This is a genomic window from Meiothermus sp. (genome assembly GCF_037443965.1).
GTDB lineage: Bacteria > Deinococcota > Deinococci > Deinococcales > Thermaceae > Meiothermus.
This window is the reverse complement of the sequence record NZ_JBBINI010000002.1, coordinates 34,741-58,374: the sequence shown is the minus strand read 5'-3', so window position 1 is coordinate 58,374 and position 23,634 is coordinate 34,741. Positions and strand designations below refer to the sequence as shown.

Here is a 23,634-nt window from a genome sequence, read left to right as displayed (position 1 = left end):
TGGTTTAAAGTTCATTTACACGCTCAGATACCGCTTCCACAGCTCGGGCTGGGCTTGCAGGGTTTGCGAGTCGCCCTGCCAAACCACCCGTCCGCGCTCCAGAATGGTGTGCTGGTCGGCCAGTGCGATGAGTCGCTCGACATACTTGTCAATTACCAGGATGGTCTGACCGCTATCCTTTAGCAACCTCAGGCAGCGCCAGATTTCCTCGCGCAAAAGGGGTGCCAGGCCCTCGGTGGCCTCATCCAGGATTAAGAGCTTGGGGTTGGTCATCAGGGCGCGGCCAATGGCCAGCATCTGCTGCTCGCCACCGGAGAGCTGGTTGCCCAGGTTGTGCTGACGCTCTTTGAGTCGAGGGAAGAGTTCATAGACCCGTTGCAGCGTCCAAGGTTGGGGGCTGTCGTTGCGGTTGGCTGCGAAGGCGATCAGGTTCTCCCGGACGCTGAGGTTGGGGAAGATTTGCCGCCCTTCTGGGACGACCGCAACCCCCCTGACCGCGATCTGCTCGGGGGGTAGGGCCTCGATGCGCTGTCCCGCGAAGGTAATAAAACCCGAACGGGCCGGCGTCAGCCCCAGAATTGAACGCACGGTGGTGGTTTTGCCCATGCCGTTGCGGCCTAGAAGGGTAGCCACCTGGCCCTCGCGGATCTCGAGGCTAACGTCGAATAGTACTTGGGAGGGGCCGTATGCGGTCTGGAGGTTGCGGATTTCCAGCAGCGTGTTCATCGCTGACGGCCTCCCTCGTCGCCCAGGTAGGCTTTGTGCACATCCGGGTTGGCACGAATCGCCTCTGGGAGGCCCGAGGCGATGACATGGCCGTAGACCAGCACCGAGATCCGGCTGGCCAGTCGGAAGACTGCATCCATGTCGTGCTCGACCAACAGGATGGTCAGGGTTGGGTTCTTGGGCGCACTGTTACCCGACGCTGTCGAAAGGGATCGCCTCAGATTGGAAATAAGCTCCACCATCTGCTCCGACTCCTCCGGCCCCATGCCCGCCATCGGCTCGTCCAAGAGCAGCATCTTGGGCTTGCAGGCCAGGGCCAGCCCCACCTCGAGCTGCCGCTGCTCGCCGTGCGAGAGTTCCGCAACAACCGTGTGGTTGCGGGAGGTCAGGCCCAGCAGCTCGGAGATCTGTTCGGCCTCCTCCCGCAGGTGGGCTTCGTAGCGTACAGGATTCCAGAAACGAAAACTGCTCCCGTTGCGGGCCTGCACGGCTAGCTCGAGGTTTTCCAGAATGGTGTAACTCTTGAAAAGGTTGATGATCTGGAAGGTGCGGGCCAGCCCCAGCCGCACGCGCTGATGCTGTGGCAGGTGGGTGATGTTGTGCCCATCGAAAAGAATCTGGCCCCTGGTAGGTCGCAGGGCGCCGCTGATCTGGTTGATCAGGGTGGTCTTACCGGCTCCATTGGGGCCGATGAGGGCATGGATTTCACCCGCCTCGATGGTCAGGTTGCAGTCGTTGACTGCGGCCAATCCGCCGAACTGCTTGGTGAGGTGCACAAGGGTCAGCAGACTCATTGTGGCCTCCGCCAAAAGAGCCCGGCAATGCCTTTGGGAGCAAACAGCACAATCAGCAAAAGAATCAGTCCCACCCCCAGTTGCCAGTAGATGGTGATGTCCTGCAAGATTTCCTCTACCACTAGCAGTACAGTTGCTCCCAACACCCCGCCCCAGAACTGCCCCACCCCACCTAAAATGACCATCATCATCAGATGGCCCGACTGCTGCCAGGCCAGCAGGTTAGGCGAGGCGTACTGGGTATAGTGCGCCATCAGCAGCCCCGCCAGCCCGGCCACAGCCCCCGCAATCACAAAGGCCACCAGTTGATAGTGATAGATCGGGTACCCAATGGCAGCAGCCCGGGTCTCGTTTTCGCGGATAGCTTGCAAAACACGCCCAAAGCGTGAGTTCACCAGCCGGGCCATTGCGTACAGCGTTCCTACCAGTACGGCTAGGGTCAGATAATACAGCGTGGTGTCGTCCAACTCGAACAGCCCAAATTCGGGACGCCGCGCCCGCAGACCATCCTCGCCGCCGTATTGCTTGAACGAGACTACTACAAAGTAAATCATCTGGGCAAAGGCCAGGGTGATCATAATGAAATACACACCCCGGGTACGCAGGCAGATGGCCCCAATCAGCAGGGCCAGCAGGGCGCAGATTACGATCGCGGTGGGCCAGATCACCCAGGCTGAAGTCACTCCCTCACGGGTCAAAATTGCAGAAGTGTAGGCCCCTATCCCGAAGAAGGCTGCATGTCCGAAGCTGACCATGCCGCCATAGCCCAGAATCAAGTTTAGACTGCTAGCAGCCAAGGCAAAGATCATGATCTTGTTAACAAGACCGGTATAAAACTCTAGACCTGTGCTGTTGGCAATCGGTGGGAACACTAGAAGCAGGCCCAGCAGCGCAGAGGGAATCAGCCAGTTTCGCTGCATACAGCACTCCTAGGTGCGGGCCGGGAACAGCCCTTGTGGCTTGAAGAACAGCACTACCGCCATCAGCAAGTAAATCAGGATGGAGGCCAGGGCCGGGCCAAGATTCGAGGCGACTTCGGGCGAGGCTACCTGACTGAGCAGCAAAGGTAGGAAAGCCCGCCCCGCCGTGTCTACGATCCCCACCAGCAAGGCGCCCACCAGCGCTCCCTTGATAGAGCCTATGCCCCCAATCACGATCACCACAAAGGCCAGAATCAGGATGCTCTCACCCATCCCCACTTGTACTGCCAGAATAGGCCCCAGGAAGGCCCCGGCAACGGCACAAAGGGCGGCTCCAACCCCAAACAGCAAGGTGAACAAGGGTTTGATAGGTACCCCCATGGCCTGGGCCATCTCGCGGTTGGAGGCCCCGGCCCGCAGCCACATCCCGGCTTTGGTGTAGTTCACCAAAAGGAACAGGGCCGCCGCCACGACCAGCCCTACCCCGATGATGGTCAGACGAAAAGCCGAGTAGTTGAGGCCGGGCAGAATCTCGATGGGACCGGACAAGTCTTCGGGGGCCGAGAGCAGCAGGGGTTGCGAACCCCAGATGATCCGCACCAGTTCGTTGATGATCAGTATCAGGGCGAAGGTAGCCAGCACCTGCGAGAGGTGGTCTCGTCGGTAGAGCTGGCGCAGGACGGAGACCTCCAACAGCATCCCGATGAGGGCCGTCCCGACCACCGCCAACAACACCCCCAGCCAGAACACCCCGGTGAGGCCCACGAAGGTTGCGGTCAGGTAGGCCCCAATCATATACAACGAGCCGTGGGCCAGGTTGATCATGTCCATGATGCCGAATACCAGCGTCAGGCCCGCCGCCAGCAGAAAAAGCATCAGACCAAACTGGATGCCGTTGAGGATTTGTTCTAGAAACAGGGATGGGGGCATGGTGAGGTAGGGCTAAACGGTTGGGTGTGGGAGGCAGAGGGCAAAGGGTTAAGAGCTTATGGTTTTAGCTCTTGGCTTTACGCCCTCTGCCCTCTGCTTTATTTCAGCTTGCACTGCGAGACATAGGCATCGCTGTGGTTGGCGAAGATGTTTCCGGCCAAGCGGTTGATGATTTCGCCGCCCGGAGCCTGCACCACTTGGCGCAGGTAGTAGTTCTGGATGGGGTAGCCGTTGGGGTTGAACTTGATGGGTCCCCGGGTGCTGTTGAAGCCAGCCAGCATGGCCTTGCGCAGGTCGTCTTTCTTAGAGAGGTCGCCACCCACCGCTTTGATGGCGGTGTCCAGCATCAAAGCCGCGTCGTAGCCCTGTGAAGCGTAAAGGGTAGGAGTGCGGTTGTAGGCCTTGCGGAACTCTTCTACAAAGCGCTGGTTCACGGGGTTGTTGAGCTCCAAAGCCCAGTGCGAGCTGTTATAAATGCCTACCATGGGGCGACCTACCGCTCGAATGACGTCCGAATCGGCGGAGAAGCCGGGCAAGAACAATGGGATCTCGCGCAGCAAGCCGGCCTCGGCATACTGTTTGATAAAGTTCACGCCCATTGCACCGGGCTGGAAGGCGTAGACCGCTTTGGGCCGTGCGGCGCGTATCTGGGCAATCTCGGCGGAGAAGTCGAGCTGGTTGAGGCGGTTGTATACCTCGGCGGCAATCTTGCCCTTGTAGAAGCGCTTAAAGCCGGTCAGGGCGTCGCGTCCAGCGGGGTAATTGGGAGCCAAGATAAAGACGTTCTCGAAGCGGCGGGTGTTGACGTACTGCCCCATGGCCTCGTGCAGGTTGTCGTTCTGCCAGGCCACATTGAGAAAGTAGGGGTTGCAGCGCTCCCCCGCGTATTCCGAGGGCCCGGCATTCAAGCTGATGTAGTGGACTTTCTCCTCGAAGATGGCATCGCCCACCGCCAGCAAAATGTTGGAGAAGATGATCCCGGTCATGAAGTCCACCCGCTCGCGCTTGAGCATCCGATCCACTGCCTGCCGCGCCACGTCGGGGTTCTGCTGGTCGTCGGCTACAATCACCTCGACCGGTAGGCCGCCCAACTGGTTGTTGAGGAGCCGCACGGCCAGATTGAAGCCGTCGCGGGCGTCAATGCCCAGAGCAGCTCCGCCACCTGAAAGGGTGCTCACGAAGCCGATCTTGACCGTGCGGGGCTGGGCCATCGAGAGCGAGAAGCCGACCAGCCCCAAGAAAACCATCAGCCAAAGCATTTTTTTCATATTTCCTCCCATCGCGCCCTGTGTTTGTCAAATGATACTGGGTTTGCAACGCTTTGTTTAGTACCTCGAGCCTCCCCAGGTTGTTGCCTTCTAGAGGTCGGTACGAACCTGCCACAGCTCGGGAAAGAGCACGATGTCCAAAGCCCGTTTGAGATAAGGAACCCCTGCGGTGCCGCCGGTGCCTTGCTTGTAGCCGATAATGCGCTCAACCGTGGTCAGGTGGTTGAAGCGCCAGCGGCGGAAGTTGTCCTCTACGTCCACCAGTTTCTCGGCCAGGTAGTACAGATCCCAGTACCGCTCGGGGTGTCGGTAGACCTCGAGCCAGGCTGCCCGCACCCGTTCGTGGGGCTGATAGGGTTGCGTAAAATCGCGTTCAAGAACGCTTTGAGGGAGCTCCAGCCCCCTTGCCGCAACCAGTTGCAAGGCGATGTCGTAGAGGCTTGGAGCCCGCAGAGCCTCTTCCAGAGGCTGATGATGCTCGGGCCGATGCTGGTGCGGGCGCATCATAAAGGGCTGCTTGTTGCCAAACAGGAACTCGATCAGGCGGTACTGGTACGACTGAAACCCGGAGGCCCGCCCAAAGGAGGCCCGAAACTGCAAATAGTCTGATGGTGTCATGGTTTTCAGGACTTCCCAACTGGCAGCCATCTGCTCCTGGGCGCGGCAGACCCGGGTCAGCATCTTGAGCGCAGGGTCAACGATGCCCTGCTTCAATAAGCCCATCGCACTGCCCAACTCATGGATAATCAGCTTCATCCAAAGCTCCTGTACCTGATGGATTAAGATGAACAGCACCTCGTCGTGGGCCTGGGTCAGGGGGCGTTGGGCCGAAAGCACCTGGTCGAGCATCAGGTAATCGCCATAGGACAGATCCTGACGGAAGTCGGTGTGGGCTTGGGTGTAGGTGTGTTCCTTGTCCATTAGGTCACCTTGGCCCGCTGGCTGAAGCGGGGCTCTCTCCAAAGCTCTTTTTGCAGCACTTGACGCAGCCTTTCTACCGCTTCCCAAACGTCGGTAAAGCGCAGGTACAGCGGGGTAAACCCGAAACGCATGATGTCGGGGGCGCGGAAGTCGCCGATCACCCCCTGATTAATCAGGGCCTGCATCACTGCATAACCCTCGGGATGCCGGTAGGAAACCTGGCTGCCGCGCCGGGCGTGGTCGGTAGGGGTGACCCGCTCGAGGCCGTACCGGGCGGCCAAGGGCTCCATCAGCTCGATGAAGAGGTCGGTGAGCTGTAGCGACTTTTGCCGCACCTGTTCCATGTCCACGCCCTCGAAGACCTCGAGCGCCGCCTCCAGCGCACTCATCGAGAGCACGCTGGGCGTCCCCACCGTCAGGCGCCGGATGTCCTCGGCGGGCAGGTACTCGGGCACAAAAGCGAAGGGAGCCTTGTGCCCCATCCAGCCGGAGAGGAAGGGGGTGGTAACCGACTGATGCCGCCGCGCCACGAACACGAAGGCGGGCGCCCCAGGGCCGCCGTTCAAGTACTTGTAGCCGCAACCCACTGCAAAATCCACCCCGTGCCGGTTGAGGTGTACCGGAAGGGCCCCCGCGCTGTGGGCCAGATCCCAGACGGTCAGGGCCCCTTTCTGGTGGGCCAGCTGGGTGAGCCGGGCCATGTCGTAGAGGTAGCCGGTGCGGTAGTCCACCTCGGTCAGCATCAGCACCGCGGTCTGCTCGTCGAGGGCGTCCTCGAGCTGGTCTTTTTTTACGAAGCGCAGCTCGTACCCGCCCAGAAGCTCCGCGATGCCTTGGGCGATGTAGAGGTCGGTGGGGAAGTTGTCAATGTCCGAAACGATAACCCTACGTCCGGGGCGCAGCTTGAGGGCGGCCAGCAGCACCTTGAATAGGTTGACCGAGGTCGAGTCGGCGGCGATTACCTCGTCGGACTCGGCCCCAATCAGCCGGGCGATCTTGGCCCCCACCCGAAGGGGCAGGTCCACCCAGCCGTGGGTGTTCCAGCTTCGGATCAGATCGGTGCCCCATTGTTGCAGCAGAACGTGCTCCAAGTGCTCCCGTACTGTCACCGGCAGCGGCCCCAGCGAGTTGCCGTCGAGGTAGACCAGCCCCACGGGGATATGAAACGCCTGGCGTTTGGCCGCCAGCGGGTCGGAGCGGTCCAGGGCTTGTAGCAGAGCAAGACTCATGCCTTCTCCTTTAGTCGGGGATCACCGCCGTGGCTTCAATTTCTACCTTGGCCCGGTCTTCCATCAGGGCCGAGACTTCTACTACCGACATGGCTGGAAAGTTACGCCCCATTACCTCGCGGTAGGCATCCCCCAGGGCCTCGAGGGAGGCCAGGTACTCTTGCTTACTGGTAATAAACCAGGTCAGCCGCACCACGTGCTCAGGTTTCCCGCCGGCCTCGGCCAGGGTCTCCACGATGTTTTGCAGGGCCTGTCGGGCCTGCCCTACGAAGCCGTCGGTCTCGAATACACCCTGCCGGTTCCAGCCGATCATTCCGGCAGTAAAGACCAGCCTGCCCCTGGCCGCCACCCCGTTGACGTAACCTCTGGGCTTGACCCAGCCGGGGGGTTGCAGGATTTGCAGGCTCTCTTTGATGTGCTCCATAATCACCCCCTTGCCCCTTCGGACTCCCGGCGCAGCATAAAGCGCTGTAGTTTACCGGTCTGGGTGCGGGGCAGGCTCTCGCGGAACTCGATGGCCCGTGGGTACTTGTAGGGTGCGATTTTCTGCTTGACGAAGTCCTGTAGCTCCTTCACCAGCGCAGCCGAAGGCTCTATACCGGCCCGCAGCACCACATAAGCCTTGACGATCTGGCCCCGTTCGGGATCGGGGGCCCCCACCACCGCGCACTCGGCCACCGCTGGGTGGAGCAGCAGGGCATCCTCCACCTCGGGGCCGGCGATGTTGTAGCCCGCCGTGACAATCATATCGTCGGTACGGGCCTGGTAGACGAAGTAGCCCTCCTCGTCCACCAGGTAGGCATCCCCGGTGATGTTCCAGCCGTGCTGTACGTAGTTGCGCTGGCGCTCGTCGTCTAGGTAGCGGCAGCCGGTGGGGCCCCGCACCGCCAGGCGGCCTACCTGCCCTGGGGGAAGCGGCTGGCCTGCCTCGTCCAGCACGCAGGCCTGGTAGCCCGGTACGGTTTTGCCGGTGGCCCCCGGCTTGGCCTTTTCCTCGGTGTGGGAGATGAAGATGTGCAGCATCTCGGTGGCCCCGATACCGTCTATGAGCTCAATGCCGGTGGCCTCCTTCCAGAGCTGGCGGGTGGGGGCTGGTAGGGGCTCCCCGGCTGAAACGCACTTGCGCAGCGAGGTGAGATCGAACTTTTGGGCCGGGGCGGCCATGGCCCGGTAGGCGGTGGGGGAGGTGAAGACCACGCTGGCCCGGTACTCGGCGATGGTCGGGAGCAGAAGATCGGGGCTGGCTTTTTCCAGCAAGACCGAGGAAGCCCCGATGCGCATAGGGAAAAGCACCAGTCCCCCCAGCCCAAAGGTGAAGGCCAGCGGCGGGCTACCGGTGAACAGGTCGTCCGGCGAAGCCCGCAAAATGTGCTTGCCAAAGGTGTCGCAGATGGCCAGCACGTCGCGGTGGAAGTGCATACAGCCCTTGGGCTTGCCGGTGGTGCCAGAGGTGAAAGCGATCAGGCAGGTGTCGTCGCTGGCAGTCTCCACATTGGTGAAGTGCGTGGGTTTATGGGCCATCCGGGCTTCCAGGCTGCCCCCTTCGCCCCAGTAGACCACCTGTTGCAGGGTGGGGCAGTTGGATCGTGCGTGCTCGAGCTCCTCCCGCAGCCGCCCGTCGCACAGGGCATGGGAAATCTGGGCTTTTTGAATGACCTCACTGAGCTCTTTGGCTCGCAGCAAGGGCATGGTGGTGACCGCAATGCCCCCGGCTTTCATCACCGCGAACCAGGCCGCCACCAGCAGGGGGTGGTTGGGCGCGCGTAGCAGCACCCGGTTGCCGGGCACCAGGCCCATATCCTGGATCAGCACCTGGGCGATGCGGTTGGCCTGCTCGAGCAGCTCGGCGTAGCTCCAGCGCAAGCCCGCGCCTTGCAAGCAAAGCCGTTCGGGGTGTTGCGCAGCCATCCGGTCGAGCAGCTCGCTGGCGCAGTTGAGCCGCTCGGGGTACTCTAGCTCGGGCAGCGTGAAGATTAGCTCCGGCCACTCCGACTGGGGTGGCAGATGCTCGCGGGCAAAGGTGTCTATGTGGGCGCTATACCCCATCTCCGATTCCTCCTTTCACGGTTTGGGTTTCCTTGAAGTGCTTGAGCAACTCGCGGGCGATGATGAGCTGCTGCACCTCGCTGGCCCCCTCGTAGATGCGCAGGGCCCGGATTTCGCGGTAGAGCGACTCCACCACCTGGCCCCGGGTCACGCCCAGCCCACCCCATAGCTGCACGGCCCCGTCTACTACCTGCTGGGCGTACTCGGTGGCGGTGAGCTTGGCCATGGCGGCCTCCTGGGTAACCCGCTGGCCTTGGTCGCGTAGCCAGGCCGCACGGTAGGTGAGCAGGGCAGCAGCGTCTACCTTCACGGCCATATCGGCCAGGCGGGCCTGGGTGAGCTGGAAGTCGGCCAGGGTCTGGCCGAACAGGGCCCTTGTGGTGGCGCGGTAAAGCGCCTCGTCCAGCGCCCGCCGGGCAAAGCCCAGGGCGGCGGCGGCCACCGAGGTGCGGAAGATGTCCAGGGTCTGCATGGCAATTTTGAAGCCCTGGCCTTCCTCACCCAGGCGCTGGTGGGCCGGAACTCGGCAGTGGTTGAAGCGTAGGGTGGCCAGCGGGTGCGGGGCGATGACCTCTATCCGCTCGGCAACCTCGAGCCCCGGTGTGCCGGCCTCCACCACAAAGGCCGAGATTCCCTTGGTGCCCTGGCTGCCCGGTGCGCGGGCAAATACCACATAAAAATCGGCGATGCCCCCGTTGGAGATCCAGGTCTTCTGCCCGTTCAGGATGTAGTTCTGGCCCTCGGCCCGGGCCTCGGTGCAGAGGGCCCCCACGTCCGAACCCGCCTCCGGCTCGGAGAGCGCAAAGGCCGCAATGGACTCGCCTCTGGCCACCGGGCCGAGGTAGCGGGCTTTCTGTTCGGGGCTGCCGTGCAGGCTGATGGCCCCCGAGCCCAGGCCCTGCATGGCGAAGGCGAAGTCGGCAAGGCCCTGGTGGTAGGCCAGGGCCTCGCGGATGAGGCAGACGGCGCGGGTGTCTATCTGCTCGCGCATCCCCCCGTAGGCCGGGCCCCCCACCGCGTAGCGCGTCCAGCCCCCCGCGCCCAGCAGCCGGACGAGCCGGCGGCAGGCCTGGTCGGTATCGGGCTCGAGGTGCGCGGTGAGGTGATGCCTGGCCCAGGCCTCCAGGTCGTGCGCCAGCTTGCGGTGCCGGGGCTCGAAGAAGGGCCAGTCCAGGTAGGCTTGATCCCGCATCAGTCCCCCTGGAAAACCGGCTTCTCTTTGGCCACAAACGCCCGGTAGGCCCGCTGGAAGTCCTGGGTGGCCATGCAGAGGGCCTGGGCCTGGGCCTCGGCCTCGATGGCTTCGTCGAGGCCCATGCTCCACTCCTGGTGCAGCATCTTTTTGGTCATGGCGTGGGCGAAGGTGGGGCCCTGGGCGAGCATTCGGGCAAACCCGCGGGCCTCCTCCAGCAGCTCCTGGGGCTCGCACAGCCGGTTGAAAAAGCCCCAGGCCAGCCCTTCCTCGCCCATCATCACCCGGCCCGTGTAGAGTAGCTCGGCGGCCCGGCCCTGCCCGATAATCCGCGGCAGCATGGCGCAGGCCCCCATATCGCAGCCGGCCAGGCCCACCCGGCTAAACAGGAAAGCGGTCTTGCTCTGGGGCGTGCCGAAGCGGATGTCCGAAGCCATAGCCAGAATGGCCCCGGCCCCGGCGCACACCCCATCCACCGCGCTCACGATGGGCTGGGGGCAGGCCCGCATGGCCCGCACCAGGTCGCCGGTCAGGCGGGTAAAGGCCAGCAGCCTGGGCATGGGCATCTGGGTCAGGGGCCCGATGATTTCGTGCACGTCGCCGCCCGAGCAGAAGTTGCCTCCAGCCCCGCAGAGCACCACCGCCCGCACGTCCTCGGCCTCCGGCAAGGCCCGGAACAGGTCGCGCAGCTCGGCGTAGGACTCGAAGGTGAGGGGGTTTTTGCGCTCGGGGCGGTTGAGGGTGATGGTGGCCACGGCCTGCTCGAGCTGCCACAAAAAATGCTGGGCCTGGTAGGTTGCCAGTTTCACCGGCGGGTCTCCTTTCCGTTGAGGTGGGCCTTGAGTTTGCCCAAAAGCCTGTGCATCAAGTCTTTTTCACTGCTGGAGAGCCCTTCAAAAAGCTCGATCACCCAGCCTTCGTGCTCCTGGGCCATCCGGGCGAACACCTGGCGGCCCAGAGGGGTGAGTTTGACCGTGTAGGCCCGCCGGTCCTGGGGGTCGGGCTCGCGCCGCACCAGGCCCTCGGCCTCGAGCTGGTCGGTAATCCCGGTGACGTTGCCGGTGGTCACCATCATGCGCTTGGACAGCTCGCTCATCTTGAGGCCCTCGGGGTGGCGCTCGAGCTGGGCCAGCAGGTCGAAGCGGGGCAGGGTGGTCTGGAAGTGCTCCCGCAGCCGGGTGCGGATCTGACTGGTGATCAGGTTGGTGCAGGTCAGCAGGCGCAGCCACAGCTTGATGGCCTGGTGGTGGTCTTTGGCCAGGCGGGTCTCGAGGTCGGGCTTGAGCGCCGGCATCTACATCACCTCCCCCCCCGCCACGGCGATGGCCTGGCCGGTCAGGGCCGCCGACCCTGGCAAACACAGCCACAGCACGGCCTGGGCCACCTCTTCGGGTTCGACCAGCCGGCCCTGGGGGTTGTGCCGCACCAGTTCGGCCCGGGCCTCGGCGGCGCTGCGCCCGGTCTTCTGCGCGATGGTGGCAAGGCTGGCCTCGAGCAGCCCGGTCTGGGTGTAGCCGGGGCAGACCGCATTGACGGTGATATTTTTCCGGGCCAGCTCCAAAGCCAGCGCGCGGGTCAGGCCGATCACCCCGTGCTTGGCCGCGCAGTAGGCGCTCACGTAGGGGTAGCCCCTGAGCCCGGCAGTGCTGGCGATGTTGACGATGCGCCCCCAGCCCGCGGCCAGCATGCCCGGCAGGGCCGCCTGGGTGCACAAAAAGGTTCCGGTGAGGTTCACTTCGATCATGGTTCTCCACAGCGTCAGGTCGGTTTTGCCGAAGGGCCGGCTCTCGGCCTGGCCGGCGTTGTTGACCAGGATCGCCACGTCTCCCAATACGGCCGATGCCCCCTGGAAGGCCCGCCGCACGTCGTCGGGGTCGGATACATCGCAGGTCTCGATGTGAATCCTTGTACGGAGTGTTTGGGCTTGCATCTCCAGTGGTGCCCGACTGCGACCCATCAGGGTGATGTCGGCCCCGGCACCCGCCAGCGCAACCGCTATAGCAGCGCCAATGCCGCGCCCGCCGCCGGTCACGACGGCGTGTTTGCCTGCCAGGGGTTGGGGGCTCATCGGGCAGCCAGCTCCTCGGCCCGCTCGAGCGAGGCCCGGGCTAGGTTGCGCTCGAGCTGGGCCTTGCCGGATAGGTACTGCTTGGGCCAGCGTACCTCGGTGTAGCCGAGCCGCGCGGCCTGGTTCAGCGTCCAGTGGGGGTCGGCCAGGTGGGGCCGGGCGATGGCGCACAGGTCGGCCCGTCCGGCGGCGATAATCGAGTTCACGTGGTCGGCTTCGTAGATGGCCCCCACCGCCATGGTGGCGATGCCCACCTCGTTGCGGATGCGGTCGGCGAAGGGGGTTTGGTACATGCGCCCGTACACCGGCCTAGCCTGGCGGGTGGTCTGTCCCGAGGAGACGTCGATCAGATCGCACCCGGCCTCCTTGAACAATCGGGCGATTTCTACCGCGTCGTCGGGGGTGTTGCCGCCGGGGGCCCAGTCGTGGGCCGAGATGCGCACCGAGATCGGCAGGTGCTCCGGCCAGACTGCGCGCAAGGCCCGGAAGACCTCGAGGGGATACCGGCAGCGGTTCTCCAGGCTGCCGCCGTACTCGTCGGCGCGCTGATTGGTGAGGGGGCAGATGAAGGCCGAGAGCAGGTAGCCGTGGGCGCAGTGCAGCTCGAGCCAGTCGAAACCGGCCTCCACCCCCCACTGGGCGGCCCGCACGAACTCGGCTTTGACCCGCTCCATGTCCTCACGGGTCATCTCGCGGGGGGTTTGGTTGTGGGGGCCGTAGGGGATGGGGGAGGGAGCGATGAGCGGCCAGTTGCCCTGCGGCAGCGGCTCGTTCTCGTCCTCCCAGCCCACCTGGGTCGAGCCCTTTGGCCCGGCGTGCCCGAGCTGCAGGGCGATCTTGGCATCGGTATGCTGGTGTACAAAATCCACGATGCGCTTGTAGGCCCGCATGTGGGCCTCGCTATAGAGCCCCGCGCAGCCCGGCGTGATGCGCCCGTCGGGGGAGGGGGCGGTCATCTCGGTAAAAACCAAAGCTGCCCCACCCAGGGCCCTCGCCCCCAGGTGCACCAGGTGGAAGTCGTTGACCAGCCCGTCCTGGGCCGAGTACATGGCCATGGGCGAGACCACCACCCGGTTCTTGAGGGTCAGGCCCCGCAGCCGGAAGGAGGTGAACATGGGCGGAATGGGCCTGGGGGGCAGGCCGGATTTTTGTGCCAGCCAGCGCTCGTAGCCCTCGAGGTACCGCCGGTCGCGCAGTCGCAGGTTTTCGTGCGAGATGCGCTGGGAGCGGGTCAGCAGGCTATAGGCGAACTGCTCGGCCTCGAGGTGGCTGTAGCGCTCGACGTTCTCGAACCACTCGGTGGAGTTGCGCGCGGCGTTTTGCAGCTTGAGCACCTCCACCTGCCGCGCTTCCTGGTAGGCCTCGAGCACCTGGGGTAGGTGCGCCGGGGTATCGCCCAGCCGCTCAAAGGTGCGGGCCAGCTCGATGGCGTCCTCGAGGGCCAGCTTGGTGCCGCTGCCAATGGAAAAGTGCGCGGTGTGGGCAGCGTCGCCCATCAGCACCACCGGCACCGGGCCATTCCAGTGCACCCAGTTCTGGCAGACCACCCGGGGAAACTTGATCCAGATGGCCGAGCCCCGCAGATGGGCAGCGTTGGACATCAGCCGGTGGCCCCCCAGGTACTTGGCAAAAAGCCGCTCACAAAAAGCGATGCCCTCCTCCTGGCTCATCTTGTCCAGACCGGCCTTCTGCCACACCCCCTCTGGCGTTTCCACGATGAAGGTGGAGGTGTGCGCATCGAACTGGTAGGCGTGACCCTGAAACCAGCCCCACTCGGTTTTCTCGAAGGCAAAGGTGAAGGCCGGAAACGGCTGGTGCGTGCCCAGCCAGACAAAGCGGCACTTGCGCAACTCAATATCGGGCTGGTACGAGGCTTCATACTTTTTGCGGATGCGGCTGTTGATGCCGTCCGAGGCGATTACCAGGTCGGCCTGGTAGGCCTGGGCCACGGCCTCGTCGCCGGTGACCTCGTTCTGGAAGGCCAGTTGGACGCCCAGCTCCCTGCAGCGCGCTTGCAGGATGTTTAGCAGCTTCTTGCGCCCGATGCCGATAAAGCCGTGCCCCTCCGAGCGGATCACCCGGCCCTTGAAGTGCACCTCGAGGGCGTCCCAGTGGTGAAAAGCCCGGCTGATCTGGAGGTAGGTGGGGTGGTCGGCCTTTTCCAGGTTGCCCAGGGTCTGGTCGGAGAAGACCACCCCCCAGCCGAAGGTGTCGTCCGGGCGGTTGCGCTCGAGCACCGTAATCTGGTGGGCGGGGTTTAGCTTTTTCATCAGCAGGGCGAAGTAGAGCCCTGCCGGCCCGCCGCCGATGCAGACGATCCTCATATCCCGATCCTGTCCGTTGTAAAGGCTTGCTGTAGCCCGCAGAAGTTATGCATGATTCTGTACTCCCTGCGCAGATAACTGCTTTTTTATTTAGACTTAAGATATTTAGGTCTGATATAAAAAATTGTGTGCTGAGGAACAAAAACCACCCCGCTCACAGGCGGAGTGGTCTTGGATGATCGAAGGGTTGGGCAAGGTTGCTTGCTCAACGTCGCTCGAGCATTTTCTTGAAAGCCTCGAGAACAGGGATGCGCTCGAGCTCGGCGGTCGTGCCGGAGGTCAGCTCGAGGCTCAGATTGATGTTGCTGGCCGGTGGTCGTACGAGGGCCACCTGACGGCCTACTAGGTAAACCCCAAAGTAATCGCCGCTGTCCACAGTCTGGTTTTGGTTAATGTCCTTCCAGCCCGCCACCGCATAAGAACCGGCCTCCAGTTCCGGGATGCTGTAGCTGCCGGTGCGGGTATCGGCGCTGAGGGTGACCCCTTTGGAGCGGTTTACATCAAAATCGCTGCCGGTCCAGAAGAGCGCTGCCATAAACACATCCTTCAAAGTTGGCAGGTTGGCAGTGCCCACAGTGAGCACCAGCGCTGCGTTCACCGTCTGGCTGCCAGCGCTGCCCTGCACCACCATGGGGTACTGGCCTGGCGGCACCGTAGTGGCCACGCTGAGGGCCAGGGTGGCGGTTGTGCCGGCGGAGGGGTTAGGGGTGAAGCTACCGCTGACCCCGGCGGGGGCGCCCTGCAGACTCAAATTAATCGCCCCGGTAAACCCTCCCACCCGCTCGATGCCAACTACTACCTGGGCTGTACCGCCGGGTGCGATGCTAAGGCTGCTGGGGGTGGTGTTTAGGATAAAGGAGCCCACGGGTGCCCCCCCAAGGGCCTGAATGGCGGCTTGGGCATCCACCAGACCTGCTCCACAGTCGGTGGCGGTGATGCCAGGCGGGGGGGTGGGGCGGCTGGCGTCGGTCTCACCCTGGCACTGGGTCTGATTGAGCGGACGGGCGGTGCGCCGCAGGATGTCGAGGGCCTCGGCCCGGGTCAGGCTGGGTTGTACGCTTTTCATTAGGGCGATCAGGCCGGCCACGTGAGGGGCGGCCATCGAGGTGCCGTGGTAAAAAACATAGTTGAACTGGTTGTTGGGGTCGGACTTGAGCGGGCTCAGCACCCCGCCGCCGCTCTGGATGCCGTTTAGGTTGACCGAGACATTTCCGCCCGGTGCCATCACATCAATGCGTGTACCAAAGTTGGAGTAAGGTGCGCGGCCGCCCGAAGGTCCGGTTCCGCCTACAGTTATAACGCCGCTACAACTGGCTGGAACAAAGTTGGCTGCATTTTGAGCGTTGTTTCCTGCTGCTGCCACGATAATCACCCCGGCGGCATTGATGCGGTTGATGACGTCCTGGTATAGCGGGGCCTGGCTACAGGGCAGGGCCCCGCCCAAACTCATATTGATGATGGCAGCTTTGTTGGGGTTGTTGGGTGCGCCCTCCACCGGCAGCGCGGCTGCCCACAACATTCCGTCGGTGATGTCTACCAGGCTTCCACCCTGTACGCCCAGCACCCGCACCGGCAGCAGCCGGGCTCCCCAACTCACCCCGGCAACGCCCAAGTTGTTGTCGCTGCGGGCCAGGATGGTACCGGCTACGTGGGTGCCGTGGTAGCTGCTCTGGGTAGGTTCCATCAGGTCGCCGGAATCCTCCGGATTGTTGTCGCGCCCGTTGCCATCGCGGGCATTGTTCGGGTCGGAGATCATGTCGAAACCGGGCAGGATACGGCTTGGGTCGAAATCGGGGTGTTGTAAGAGCTGACCGGTATCTATCACCGCCACCGTGACGGGGTTGGTCTGGCCGCGCTCAGTATCCCAGGCCTGCGGTAGGTTGATGGCTGGGTAGTGCCACTGCTGGGCATAGAGCGGGTCGTTGGGGGTTAGGGTGGGGTAAAGAATGTAGTTGGGCTGGGCATACTCGATCTCGGGCCGGGCGGAAAGCTCGGCCACTGCGTCCAAAACGCCTTGAGCGTCGAGCGGCGCTTGGTATAGGGCGGTGTGCTCGAGCGAAAGCCTCCGTACCCGCTGTAGATTCACGCCGCTGGCCTGCAGGGCCTGCATGCTTTGCAGGCTGACCCCGGCCCTGAACTTGACGATCACCTGCCCGGGTACGAAGTCGGTACTACCCGCCGACGCGCCTCCTGTACCAATACTGACGGTGCCGGAGATGCTGCCCCCGCTACCGCCTGGCGGTCCGCCGCCGGCCTGAATGTTCAGCCGGAAGGTGGCGGTGTTGCTGGCCGCTCCACTGGTACCGCGTACGACCGCATCGTAGGTGCCACTGGCGACCCCCCCGCCTACCAGCACCGTGAGGAGGCTGGTGTTCGCGGTGCTGCTGACGGTGGGGGGGTCGAAGCTGCCGGTGACGCCGGGCGGCACGCCCTCGAGCGCGAGTACGACCTGGTTGGTAGCACCCGGCGCGAAGGCCACGTTGACGGTGGTGGTGCCGAAACTGCCGACGGTAGCGGTCATCCCCGGTACAGACAGGCTGAAATTGGGGGTGTCGCCGCCTCCGCAGGCGCTCAGAAAAATCAAGAACCACAAAGCCATCCAACGCATAGCATGCTCCCGCTACTGCTGGTTGTAGGTGGCCGGAACCGTGAACTGGGTGGGGGAGTTGGGGCGGGTTACGGTAAAGGTAAAGCGGTACTGGCCACTGATCTTGAGGTAGCAGGTATTAGGAGGCTGTAAGGCCAACCGCTCGCTGGGGATGGTGAGCGTCCCGCCCAAGTTGACATCAAAGTTGCCAAAGGAGGGTCCGATGGCGTGGGTGATGTTGACGCTCAGGAGCTGGAGGTTCTCGCTGGGTGCGGCCAGAAATTGCAGGCAGGGTCGAATCTGGCCGCCGAAATTGCCGGTGGTCTCGAGGGCAAAAATGGTGATGGTGGGGTTGGCCGGGGGCGGTGGGGGTGGGGGGGTGCTGCTTCCGCCACAAGCGCTCAGGGTTGCCAGGCTGAGGACAAGACCGATGGTTCTGCTGAAAGCCGTCATATGCTCCTCCTTGATCGTTGGAAACTGCATTCTTGGCTCAGAAATAGATATTGGCCCCCACCCTCAGCTCGATGGTGGTGCCGCTAATGGGTATCGAGACCGCCGACCCTCCAGCCGTGCCGGTTACCGAGCCGGTAGCGAAGCCGGGCCGGGCCTCGGCAAAGATGGCAAACTGGCGGTTGACCAGGTACTCCACCCCCAGTACCCCACTGGCTTCAAACACAATTCCCGAGACCGAGGCCCCTTGTAAAAATCCGCTAAGAAAGCCAAGTCCCACCCCCGCGCCCAGGTAAGGGTTGACCGGGGAGTTGGGGGTGGTCACCAGGTACAGGCCATCCGCTCCAAAGCCAAATCCAGTCAGGCCTCCTCCAGAGCTGAAGGAGAGCACACCCCTGGCACCGAAGGCTGGGGTGAAGTTGGCCCCAAACTGCACCCCGAAGGTCGCGGTGCTATCGTTGAGTGCAAAAGCGAAAGTTCCGCCTAGGTAGGGGCGCTGGGCCAGGCTTTGGGTAAAAAGGCCAAAGATCATCAGGGCTAGGGGTAGCAGGATTTTTCTCATACTTTTTTCCTTAGGGGTTCGGCGTAGAGCGACTTTGGGGCAGTTGGTTGGAGGGCTTCACTCGGGCTTGGACGGGGCCAGGCGAAACTGCTCCATCCATTGCAAAGCGGCCTCGAGGCTATCGGTTTGGGCCTCCGCGCCACTTGGCACATGGCGCACCAGGTAGCACCGGCTGCCATCTGGGAGCAGCCAGCAGCGCACCAGAAAGGTGGTTCGCTGCTTGGGCAGGCGTCTGGTTTTGTCCATACAACGCTCCTCAGCAGGCTCATGATGCCTATGATTTCGGAGGGTGCTTACTTGTCACTTACTTGCTCTTACAGCCTTGCTAAGATGAGCCTAGATGTCTTCAGAATTGCGTTTGCGTGTGGGTGTACTGGGCCAGTTTTTTTTGTGCCTGGACGACCAGGTCTTGACCACTCCCCAGCGCAGGAAGAAGGCCAGCGACATCATCAAGTTGCTGGCCCTCCAGCCCAAGCAACGCCTGCATCGCGAACAGGTATTAGAGGCTTTGTGGCCCGAGCTGGATGAGAAGTCGGGCATGAACAACCTGCACCAGAACCTCTACCACGCCCGCCGTATGCTCGAGCCAGGGCTTACTGCGGGAGCCAGACCGCGCTTCTTGACCTTTGAACACGAGACCCTGGTGCTACATGCGGGCGGTTCGGTCGAGGTGGATTACGCCGAGTTCCTGCGCCTAGTCAACCAGGCCCGTAGACAGGGCGATGCTGGGCTCTACGAGGCTGCGGTGGCGCTTTATCGGGGTGACCTTTTGCCAGAAGAGGTTTACGAGGATTGGACGGAGCCCTACCGTGAGGAGGCCCGTTCGCTGTACCTGGCCGCCCTGCTCGAGCTGGCCCATCTGCTGGAGCAACGTGGCGACCTGCTCCGGGCTTGCCACTACCTCGAGCAAGCCACTGCCAAAGAGCCGACCGCCGAGGCGGCCCATCTGGCCCTGATGCAAATCTATGCCCGCACCGGGCGACGAACGGAGGCCATCCAGCAGTTTCAAATCCTGCGCGAAGCACTGGTGCGCGAGCTGGGCGAGGAGCCCGACGAGGGAACCCGGGCCCTCTATGAGCAGGTTTTGCAGAAGTGGCCCAACCTGCCCGAGCTGACCGCGCCGCCTGAGCTTAAACAAGCCCACCAGGGATGGGTGCCGGTGCCCTTATCGCCGCTGGTGGGTCGGGAAGCGGCCCTGGAGGAGACCCTACAGTTACTGTCTGGCACCCGCTGCTTGACGCTCACGGGAGTTGCCGGTTCGGGAAAAACCCGCCTAGCGCTGGAGCTGGCCTCGAGGTTACAGGGACAGTACGAAGGCGGGGTCTGGTGGGTGGAGCTGGTAGCCCTGAGCAACGCCCAGATGATACTGCCCGCCATCGCCCAGGCTCTAGGGGTACACGGAACAGCACAACCGCCCCTGAAGGGTGTCCTCGAGCGGTTGCGGGGTTGCAAAGCCTTGTTGGTGCTGGACAACTGCGAACACCTGATTGAAGGCTGTGCCGAGACTGCAATTCAGTTGCTCAAATCGCTTCCAGGGCTGCAACTACTGACCACCAGCCGCGAATCCCTGGGGATTGAGGGTGAGATCGCCTGGGTGGTGGCTCCGCTGGAGGTTCCTGCTCCAAAAGCCGATCTGCGCGCGGAGGAGCTGGATCGCTACGGATCGGTGCGCTTTCTGCTGGGGCGGATCCGACAGCATCAGCCCCGCTTTCGGCTTGACGCGCACAATGCGATTTATCTGGCGCAGATCTGCCGCCGATTGGAGGGCTTGCCGCTGGCACTGGAACTGGTAGCTACCTGGGTGGGGATGCTTTCGCTACAGCAGATCGTTGCCCGCCTAGAAAATAGCCTGCGGTTGCTCACGCGGGGCCACCGGGGTGGAGAGCGGCACCACCAGACCCTGGAGGCGGCCTTACAGTGGAGCTACGAGTTGCTGAGTGAACCAGAAAGAAGTCTCTTTGCCCGCCTTTCGGTTTTTGTGGGAGGCTGGACCCTCGAGGCCGCTGAAGGCGCCTGTGCGGATCTGAGTTTTCAGGGAGGTGAACCCGCAGAATGGCATTCCCGGCTGGTGCGCACCTCGATGGTGCTGGCCCAAGAAGGTAGCAATCAGATGCGCTTTCGCATGCTCGAGCCGGTGCGCCAGTTTGGCCTGGCCCGGCTCGAGGCCCTGGGGTTGGCTGAAGCCACCCAAAAGCAGATGCTGGAATGGTACTTGACCCAGGCCACCCAGATTGCTCCCAAACTGACCGGAGCGGAGCAGGCCTACTGGTATGACTACCTTTCCACAGAGTACGAAAATATCCGGGCGGTATTGCAGAGGAGCCAAACCCACCAGATAGACCTGGGTTTGCAGCTTGCGGCGCGGCTGTGGCGCTTCTGGCAGGTGAAGGGGCATGCCCAGGAGATACTGGCTTGGTTTGAGGCAACCCTCCCTCGAGCTGTTCAAGTGCCTCTGGCTGTTTTGGCTGAAGCCCAGAACGCAGCAGGAATCATGGCCCGCACTTGCGGCCAGTATGACCGCTCGTTTGATTACCTCGAGCAGGCTCTGGCCTCCCGAAGCGCACTTGGAGACCGGCGGGGGGAGGCCATCGCACTCAATAACTTAGCCGTGAGTGCCCGTGACCAGGCCAACTACCCCAAGGTCGAGCACTACTGCCGTCAGAGCCTGGCCATTGCCCGCGAAGTCGGCGACCGGAACCTTGAGGCCCTGGGCCTGATGAACCTGGGGGTTGCGTTACGCGGACAGGCTCAGAACCAGGCAGCTCGAGTTCACTTTCAGCAGAGCCTTGCGATTTGTAGTGAGCTGGGCGAAAAGCGATCGGTGGCTGCCCTGTACAACTATTTGGGCGGTCTGGCCCAGGACCAAGACCAATACCCGGAAGCCCGGCAGTACTACCAGCAGAGCTACGAGCTCAACCAGGAACTGGGGGACTTCTGGGGATTGGGCATCTCCACCCACAACCTGGCCGCCCTTTGGCACCAACAGCAAGACCACGACCAGGCCTGGGAATGGCTCATGCAAAGCCTGTCGTACTACCAGCGGGCGGGGGTGCTGCACGGCTTGAATGAGTGTTTTGAGACTCTGGCCAGTATCGCCTACAAGCGGGGCCACCTCGAGCAGGCCGCTTGGGCTTTGGGGGTTTTGGAACACCTCGAGGACTCCATCGGAGTAATCGTACCCCCAGAGCGCAAGGGCATGCGCACCCAACTGGCAGAAGAAGTAAAGCGGGCCATGGGCCAAGCGGCGTATATCCAAGCACGCCAGAAAGGGTACAGGGACTCGCTGCAAGATGCCTACCGGCAAGTGCTCGAGGGTTTCAGGTAGGCCCGGCTAGACCTAGCGGGGTATCTGCCGCCAGACCTTTTCAGGGGTGAGCGGCATGTCCAGGTGGGCGAGGCCCAGCGCATCCAGCACCGCGTTCACCACCGCCGGGGTGGCGGCGATGGCCCCGGCCTCGCCCACGCCCTTCACCCCCAGGGGGTTGGTGGGGGAGGGGGTCTGGTGGCGGTGGGGCTCCATGGGGGGGATTTGATCGGCTTTGGGCAGGGCGTACTCCAGGTAGTTGGCGGTGCGGTTCTGCCCTTCCTCGTCGTAGACGATGCCCTCGTAGAGGGCCTGGCCGATGCCCTGGGCGATGCCGCCGTGCTGCTGGCCCTCGAAGAGCAGCGGGTTGACCACCACCCCGCAGTCGTCCACCGCCACATAGCGCAGGATGCGCACCTGGCCGGTCTCGGGGTCTACCTCCACCACGGCCAGATGCGCCCCAAAGGGGTAGTTGGCGTCTTTGAGGGCAAAGCTGGCCTGGCCCTCGAGGCCCGGCTCTAGACCGGGCGGCAGCTTGCGGGGGTTGAAGGCGGTGGCGATGATCTGCTCCATGGGCACGGCTTTGTCGGTGCCGCGCACCCCCCAGCCCTGCTCGATCAGCTCGATATCCTCCGGGGCGGCCTCGAGCAGATGGGCGGCGATTCGCGCCACCTTGTCGCGCACCAGGTCGGCGGCCTTCAGCACGGCCGAGCCCCCCACCGAGAGGGTGCGGCTGCCGGCGGTGCCCATACCGTAGGGAACCGCCAAGGTATCGCCCTGCACCACCCGGATGCGCTCCGGCAGGAGGCCCAGCCGCTCGGCCACAATCTGCACAAAGGCGTTCTGGGTGCCCTGGCCGTGGGGCGAGGTACCGGTGAAAATCACCGCGCTGCCGTCGGGGTTGATGCGCACGCCGCCGGTGTCCCAGCCGTACCCCGTAATCTCCACATAGCTACAAAGCCCGATGCCCAGCAGCCGCCCCTGGCTTTTGGCCTGGGCCTGCTCGGCGCGAAGCTGGGGGTAGTTGCTGACCTCGAGCAGCTTTTGCAACACCTCGGCATAGGCCCCGGAGTCGTACCTGGCGCCGGTGCGGGTTTTGTAGGGGAAGGGCCCGGTGATAAAGTTTTTGCGGCGGATCTCGGCGGGCTCGAGGCCCAGCGCCCGCGCGCCCATGTCCATCAGGCGTTCGAGGTAGTAGGTGGCCTCGGGCCGCCCGGCCCCCCGGTAGGCCCCGGTGGGGGTGGCGTTGGTGTACACCCCCAGCATTTCCAGCTCCAGCGCTGGAATCTCGTAGGGGCCCTGCAGCATCAGCAGGGTGCCAGGGGCGTTGCCCAGGGTGGTCTCGAGGGCATAGGCCCCCAGATCGGCCACCACCCGTCCGCGCAACCCCAAAATTTTTCCATCGGCGTCGAAGGCCATCTCCAGCTCGGCCACCTGGGCCCGCCCGTGGATGGTGGCCCCAAAGCTTTCGCCGCGCCCCTCCACCCAGCGCACGCTCCGCCCCAGGCGACGGGCCAGGTAGGCCACCAGAATTTCCTCGGGGTAAACGTTAATTTTGGCCCCAAAGGCCCCGCCCACATCGGGGGTGATCACCCGCACCTGGTTCTCGGCTAGACCCAGCTTCTCCGCCACAGCGCTGCGCAGGTCGTGGGGCATCTGGGTGCTCGACCAGACCGTGAGGGCCTCGCGGATGCCGTCCCAGCTGGCCAGCACGCCCCTGGGTTCCATGGCGCTGGGGGCTACCCGCTGCTGCACCAGCCGCCCGCCCACCACCGTATGGGCGCGGGCAAAGGCCTCGGCCACCTCGCCAGCAACGGTTCTGCGGGTCATGGCCACGTTGCTCGGGAGCTGGGGGTGGATGGCGGGGGCTGCTTCGGCCTGCAGGGGCTCGGGGTAGGCTGGCAGCGGCTCGTAGTCCACAAACACCTGCTGGGCCGCGTCGTGGGCCAGGGCCTCGGCGGTCGCCAGCACGGCCACCACCGGTTCCCCCGCGTAGCGCACCTGCTCGCGGGCCAAGAGCGGATGGGGGATGCCGTGGGCATCGCGCGGTGCCGAGGCCGGGGCGTACAGCTCGGGGAGGTCGCTCGAGGTGTATACCCCCACCACGCCGGGGCACTTCAGGGCCTCGGTGGTATCTACCGAAAGCAGCCGGGCGTGGGCGTAGGGGCTGCGCACCAAAGCCAGGTGCAGCAGGTTTTCGGAGGGCAGGTCGGCCAGGTACTGCCCCTGGCCCCGCACCAGCTTGCCATCCTCGAGGCGCTTCATGGGTTGACCGATGTAGCGGTTCGACATGGCGATATGTTACCCACAAAC

The 23,634-nt window shown here is 63.5% G+C and carries 20 protein-coding genes; 1 reads left to right on the top strand and 19 read right to left on the bottom strand.

The features are described from left to right. Nucleotides 1-15: 15 nt before the first annotated feature. The 18 genes from WKI89_RS01810 to WKI89_RS01725 form a co-directional block, all read right to left on the bottom strand. Nucleotides 16-726 carry an ABC transporter ATP-binding protein gene (locus WKI89_RS01810; RefSeq protein WP_337867509.1) on the bottom strand — a complete coding sequence of 237 codons (711 nt, stop codon included), beginning with the start codon at nucleotides 724-726 and terminating at the stop codon, nucleotides 16-18. Further along, nucleotides 723-1,520 carry an ABC transporter ATP-binding protein gene (locus WKI89_RS01805; protein WP_337867508.1) on the bottom strand — a complete coding sequence of 266 codons (798 nt, stop codon included), beginning with the start codon at nucleotides 1,518-1,520 and terminating at the stop codon, nucleotides 723-725. Before WKI89_RS01805 ends, WKI89_RS01810 begins: the two co-directional genes overlap by 4 nt. Further along, nucleotides 1,517-2,440 (bottom strand): branched-chain amino acid ABC transporter permease, encoded by a 924-nt coding sequence (locus WKI89_RS01800; RefSeq protein WP_337867507.1) that lies wholly within the window; start codon nucleotides 2,438-2,440, stop codon nucleotides 1,517-1,519. The genes WKI89_RS01805 and WKI89_RS01800 overlap by 4 nt, the downstream gene beginning before the upstream one ends. 9 nt (nucleotides 2,441-2,449) lie before the next feature. Further along, entirely contained in the window at nucleotides 2,450-3,370 is a 921-nt protein-coding gene (locus WKI89_RS01795) for a branched-chain amino acid ABC transporter permease (protein WP_337867506.1), read from the bottom strand. 98 nt (nucleotides 3,371-3,468) lie between these two features. After that, entirely contained in the window at nucleotides 3,469-4,638 is a 1,170-nt protein-coding gene (locus WKI89_RS01790; protein ID WP_337867505.1) for an ABC transporter substrate-binding protein, read from the bottom strand. Nucleotides 4,639-4,728: 90 nt separating this feature from the next. Continuing rightward, nucleotides 4,729-5,559, bottom strand: coding sequence for a tryptophan 2,3-dioxygenase (gene kynA, locus WKI89_RS01785; RefSeq protein ID WP_337867504.1), 831 nt, complete (start codon nucleotides 5,557-5,559; stop codon nucleotides 4,729-4,731). Next, nucleotides 5,559-6,788 carry a kynureninase gene (kynU, locus tag WKI89_RS01780; protein WP_337867503.1) on the bottom strand — a complete coding sequence of 410 codons (1,230 nt, stop codon included), beginning with the start codon at nucleotides 6,786-6,788 and terminating at the stop codon, nucleotides 5,559-5,561. Before kynU ends, kynA begins: the two co-directional genes overlap by 1 nt. 10 nt (nucleotides 6,789-6,798) lie before the next feature. Then, entirely contained in the window at nucleotides 6,799-7,212 is a 414-nt protein-coding gene (locus WKI89_RS01775) for a RidA family protein (RefSeq protein WP_337867502.1), read from the bottom strand. Between the two features lie 2 nt (nucleotides 7,213-7,214). Continuing rightward, on the bottom strand, nucleotides 7,215-8,834 hold the full coding sequence (locus WKI89_RS01770; RefSeq protein ID WP_337867501.1) for an AMP-binding protein: 1,620 nt from the start codon (nucleotides 8,832-8,834) through the stop codon (nucleotides 7,215-7,217). Then, the gene (locus WKI89_RS01765; protein WP_337867500.1) at nucleotides 8,824-10,026 is read right to left on the bottom strand and encodes an acyl-CoA dehydrogenase family protein; all 1,203 of its coding nucleotides are present in this window, start codon (nucleotides 10,024-10,026) and stop codon (nucleotides 8,824-8,826) included. Before WKI89_RS01765 ends, WKI89_RS01770 begins: the two co-directional genes overlap by 11 nt. Beyond that, nucleotides 10,026-10,835 carry an enoyl-CoA hydratase family protein gene (locus WKI89_RS01760; RefSeq protein ID WP_337867499.1) on the bottom strand — a complete coding sequence of 270 codons (810 nt, stop codon included), beginning with the start codon at nucleotides 10,833-10,835 and terminating at the stop codon, nucleotides 10,026-10,028. The genes WKI89_RS01765 and WKI89_RS01760 overlap by 1 nt, the downstream gene beginning before the upstream one ends. After that, nucleotides 10,832-11,320: a MarR family transcriptional regulator gene (locus tag WKI89_RS01755; protein ID WP_337867498.1), complete on the bottom strand. Its 489-nt coding sequence runs from the start codon at nucleotides 11,318-11,320 to the stop codon at nucleotides 10,832-10,834. Before WKI89_RS01755 ends, WKI89_RS01760 begins: the two co-directional genes overlap by 4 nt. Then, nucleotides 11,321-12,094, bottom strand: a complete 774-nt coding sequence (locus WKI89_RS01750; RefSeq protein WP_337867497.1) for an SDR family NAD(P)-dependent oxidoreductase — start codon at nucleotides 12,092-12,094, stop codon at nucleotides 11,321-11,323. Continuing rightward, entirely contained in the window at nucleotides 12,091-14,418 is a 2,328-nt protein-coding gene (locus tag WKI89_RS01745) for a bifunctional salicylyl-CoA 5-hydroxylase/oxidoreductase (RefSeq protein WP_337867496.1), read from the bottom strand. Before WKI89_RS01745 ends, WKI89_RS01750 begins: the two co-directional genes overlap by 4 nt. A 205-nt stretch (nucleotides 14,419-14,623) precedes the next feature. Continuing rightward, entirely contained in the window at nucleotides 14,624-17,026 is a 2,403-nt protein-coding gene (locus WKI89_RS01740; protein ID WP_337867495.1) for a S8 family serine peptidase, read from the bottom strand. A 12-nt stretch (nucleotides 17,027-17,038) separates the two neighbouring features. Continuing rightward, entirely contained in the window at nucleotides 17,039-17,458 is a 420-nt protein-coding gene (locus tag WKI89_RS01735) for a hypothetical protein (protein WP_337867494.1), read from the bottom strand. A gap of 37 nt (nucleotides 17,459-17,495) precedes the next feature. Further along, nucleotides 17,496-18,017: a hypothetical protein gene (locus tag WKI89_RS01730; RefSeq protein ID WP_337867493.1), complete on the bottom strand. Its 522-nt coding sequence runs from the start codon at nucleotides 18,015-18,017 to the stop codon at nucleotides 17,496-17,498. 57 nt (nucleotides 18,018-18,074) lie between these two features. Further along, nucleotides 18,075-18,263, bottom strand: coding sequence for a hypothetical protein (locus WKI89_RS01725; RefSeq protein ID WP_337867492.1), 189 nt, complete (start codon nucleotides 18,261-18,263; stop codon nucleotides 18,075-18,077). Nucleotides 18,264-18,357: 94 nt separating this feature from the next. Here WKI89_RS01725 and WKI89_RS01720 point away from each other — a divergent pair, with 94 nt between their 5' ends. Next, nucleotides 18,358-21,342, top strand: a complete 2,985-nt coding sequence (locus WKI89_RS01720; protein ID WP_337867491.1) for a tetratricopeptide repeat protein — start codon at nucleotides 18,358-18,360, stop codon at nucleotides 21,340-21,342. Between the two features lie 12 nt (nucleotides 21,343-21,354). Here the strand turns inward: WKI89_RS01720 and WKI89_RS01715 are convergent, their stop codons facing one another. Next, on the bottom strand, nucleotides 21,355-23,613 hold the full coding sequence (locus WKI89_RS01715) for a xanthine dehydrogenase family protein molybdopterin-binding subunit (protein ID WP_337867490.1): 2,259 nt from the start codon (nucleotides 23,611-23,613) through the stop codon (nucleotides 21,355-21,357). Nucleotides 23,614-23,634 lie beyond the last annotated feature (21 nt).

Bases quoted from the DNA above. Each gene is read 5' to 3' on its own strand.
- WKI89_RS01810 (WP_337867509.1), bottom strand. From the start codon at position 726: ATGAACACGCTGCTGGAAATCCGCAACCTCCAGACCGCATACGGCCCC.
- WKI89_RS01805 (WP_337867508.1), bottom strand. From the start codon at position 1,520: ATGAGTCTGCTGACCCTTGTGCACCTCACCAAGCAGTTCGGCGGATTG.
- WKI89_RS01800 (WP_337867507.1), bottom strand. From the start codon at position 2,440: ATGCAGCGAAACTGGCTGATTCCCTCTGCGCTGCTGGGCCTGCTTCTA.
- WKI89_RS01795 (WP_337867506.1), bottom strand. From the start codon at position 3,370: ATGCCCCCATCCCTGTTTCTAGAACAAATCCTCAACGGCATCCAGTTT.
- WKI89_RS01790 (WP_337867505.1), bottom strand. From the start codon at position 4,638: ATGAAAAAAATGCTTTGGCTGATGGTTTTCTTGGGGCTGGTCGGCTTC.
- kynA (WP_337867504.1), bottom strand. From the start codon at position 5,559: ATGGACAAGGAACACACCTACACCCAAGCCCACACCGACTTCCGTCAG.
- kynU (WP_337867503.1), bottom strand. From the start codon at position 6,788: ATGAGTCTTGCTCTGCTACAAGCCCTGGACCGCTCCGACCCGCTGGCG.
- WKI89_RS01775 (WP_337867502.1), bottom strand. From the start codon at position 7,212: ATGGAGCACATCAAAGAGAGCCTGCAAATCCTGCAACCCCCCGGCTGG.
- WKI89_RS01770 (WP_337867501.1), bottom strand. From the start codon at position 8,834: ATGGGGTATAGCGCCCACATAGACACCTTTGCCCGCGAGCATCTGCCA.
- WKI89_RS01765 (WP_337867500.1), bottom strand. From the start codon at position 10,026: ATGCGGGATCAAGCCTACCTGGACTGGCCCTTCTTCGAGCCCCGGCAC.
- WKI89_RS01755 (WP_337867498.1), bottom strand. From the start codon at position 11,320: ATGCCGGCGCTCAAGCCCGACCTCGAGACCCGCCTGGCCAAAGACCAC.
- WKI89_RS01750 (WP_337867497.1), bottom strand. From the start codon at position 12,094: ATGAGCCCCCAACCCCTGGCAGGCAAACACGCCGTCGTGACCGGCGGC.
- WKI89_RS01745 (WP_337867496.1), bottom strand. From the start codon at position 14,418: ATGAGGATCGTCTGCATCGGCGGCGGGCCGGCAGGGCTCTACTTCGCC.
- WKI89_RS01740 (WP_337867495.1), bottom strand. From the start codon at position 17,026: ATGCGTTGGATGGCTTTGTGGTTCTTGATTTTTCTGAGCGCCTGCGGA.
- WKI89_RS01735 (WP_337867494.1), bottom strand. From the start codon at position 17,458: ATGACGGCTTTCAGCAGAACCATCGGTCTTGTCCTCAGCCTGGCAACC.
- WKI89_RS01730 (WP_337867493.1), bottom strand. From the start codon at position 18,017: ATGAGAAAAATCCTGCTACCCCTAGCCCTGATGATCTTTGGCCTTTTT.
- WKI89_RS01725 (WP_337867492.1), bottom strand. From the start codon at position 18,263: ATGGACAAAACCAGACGCCTGCCCAAGCAGCGAACCACCTTTCTGGTG.
- WKI89_RS01720 (WP_337867491.1), top strand. From the start codon at position 18,358: ATGTCTTCAGAATTGCGTTTGCGTGTGGGTGTACTGGGCCAGTTTTTT.
- WKI89_RS01715 (WP_337867490.1), bottom strand. From the start codon at position 23,613: ATGTCGAACCGCTACATCGGTCAACCCATGAAGCGCCTCGAGGATGGC.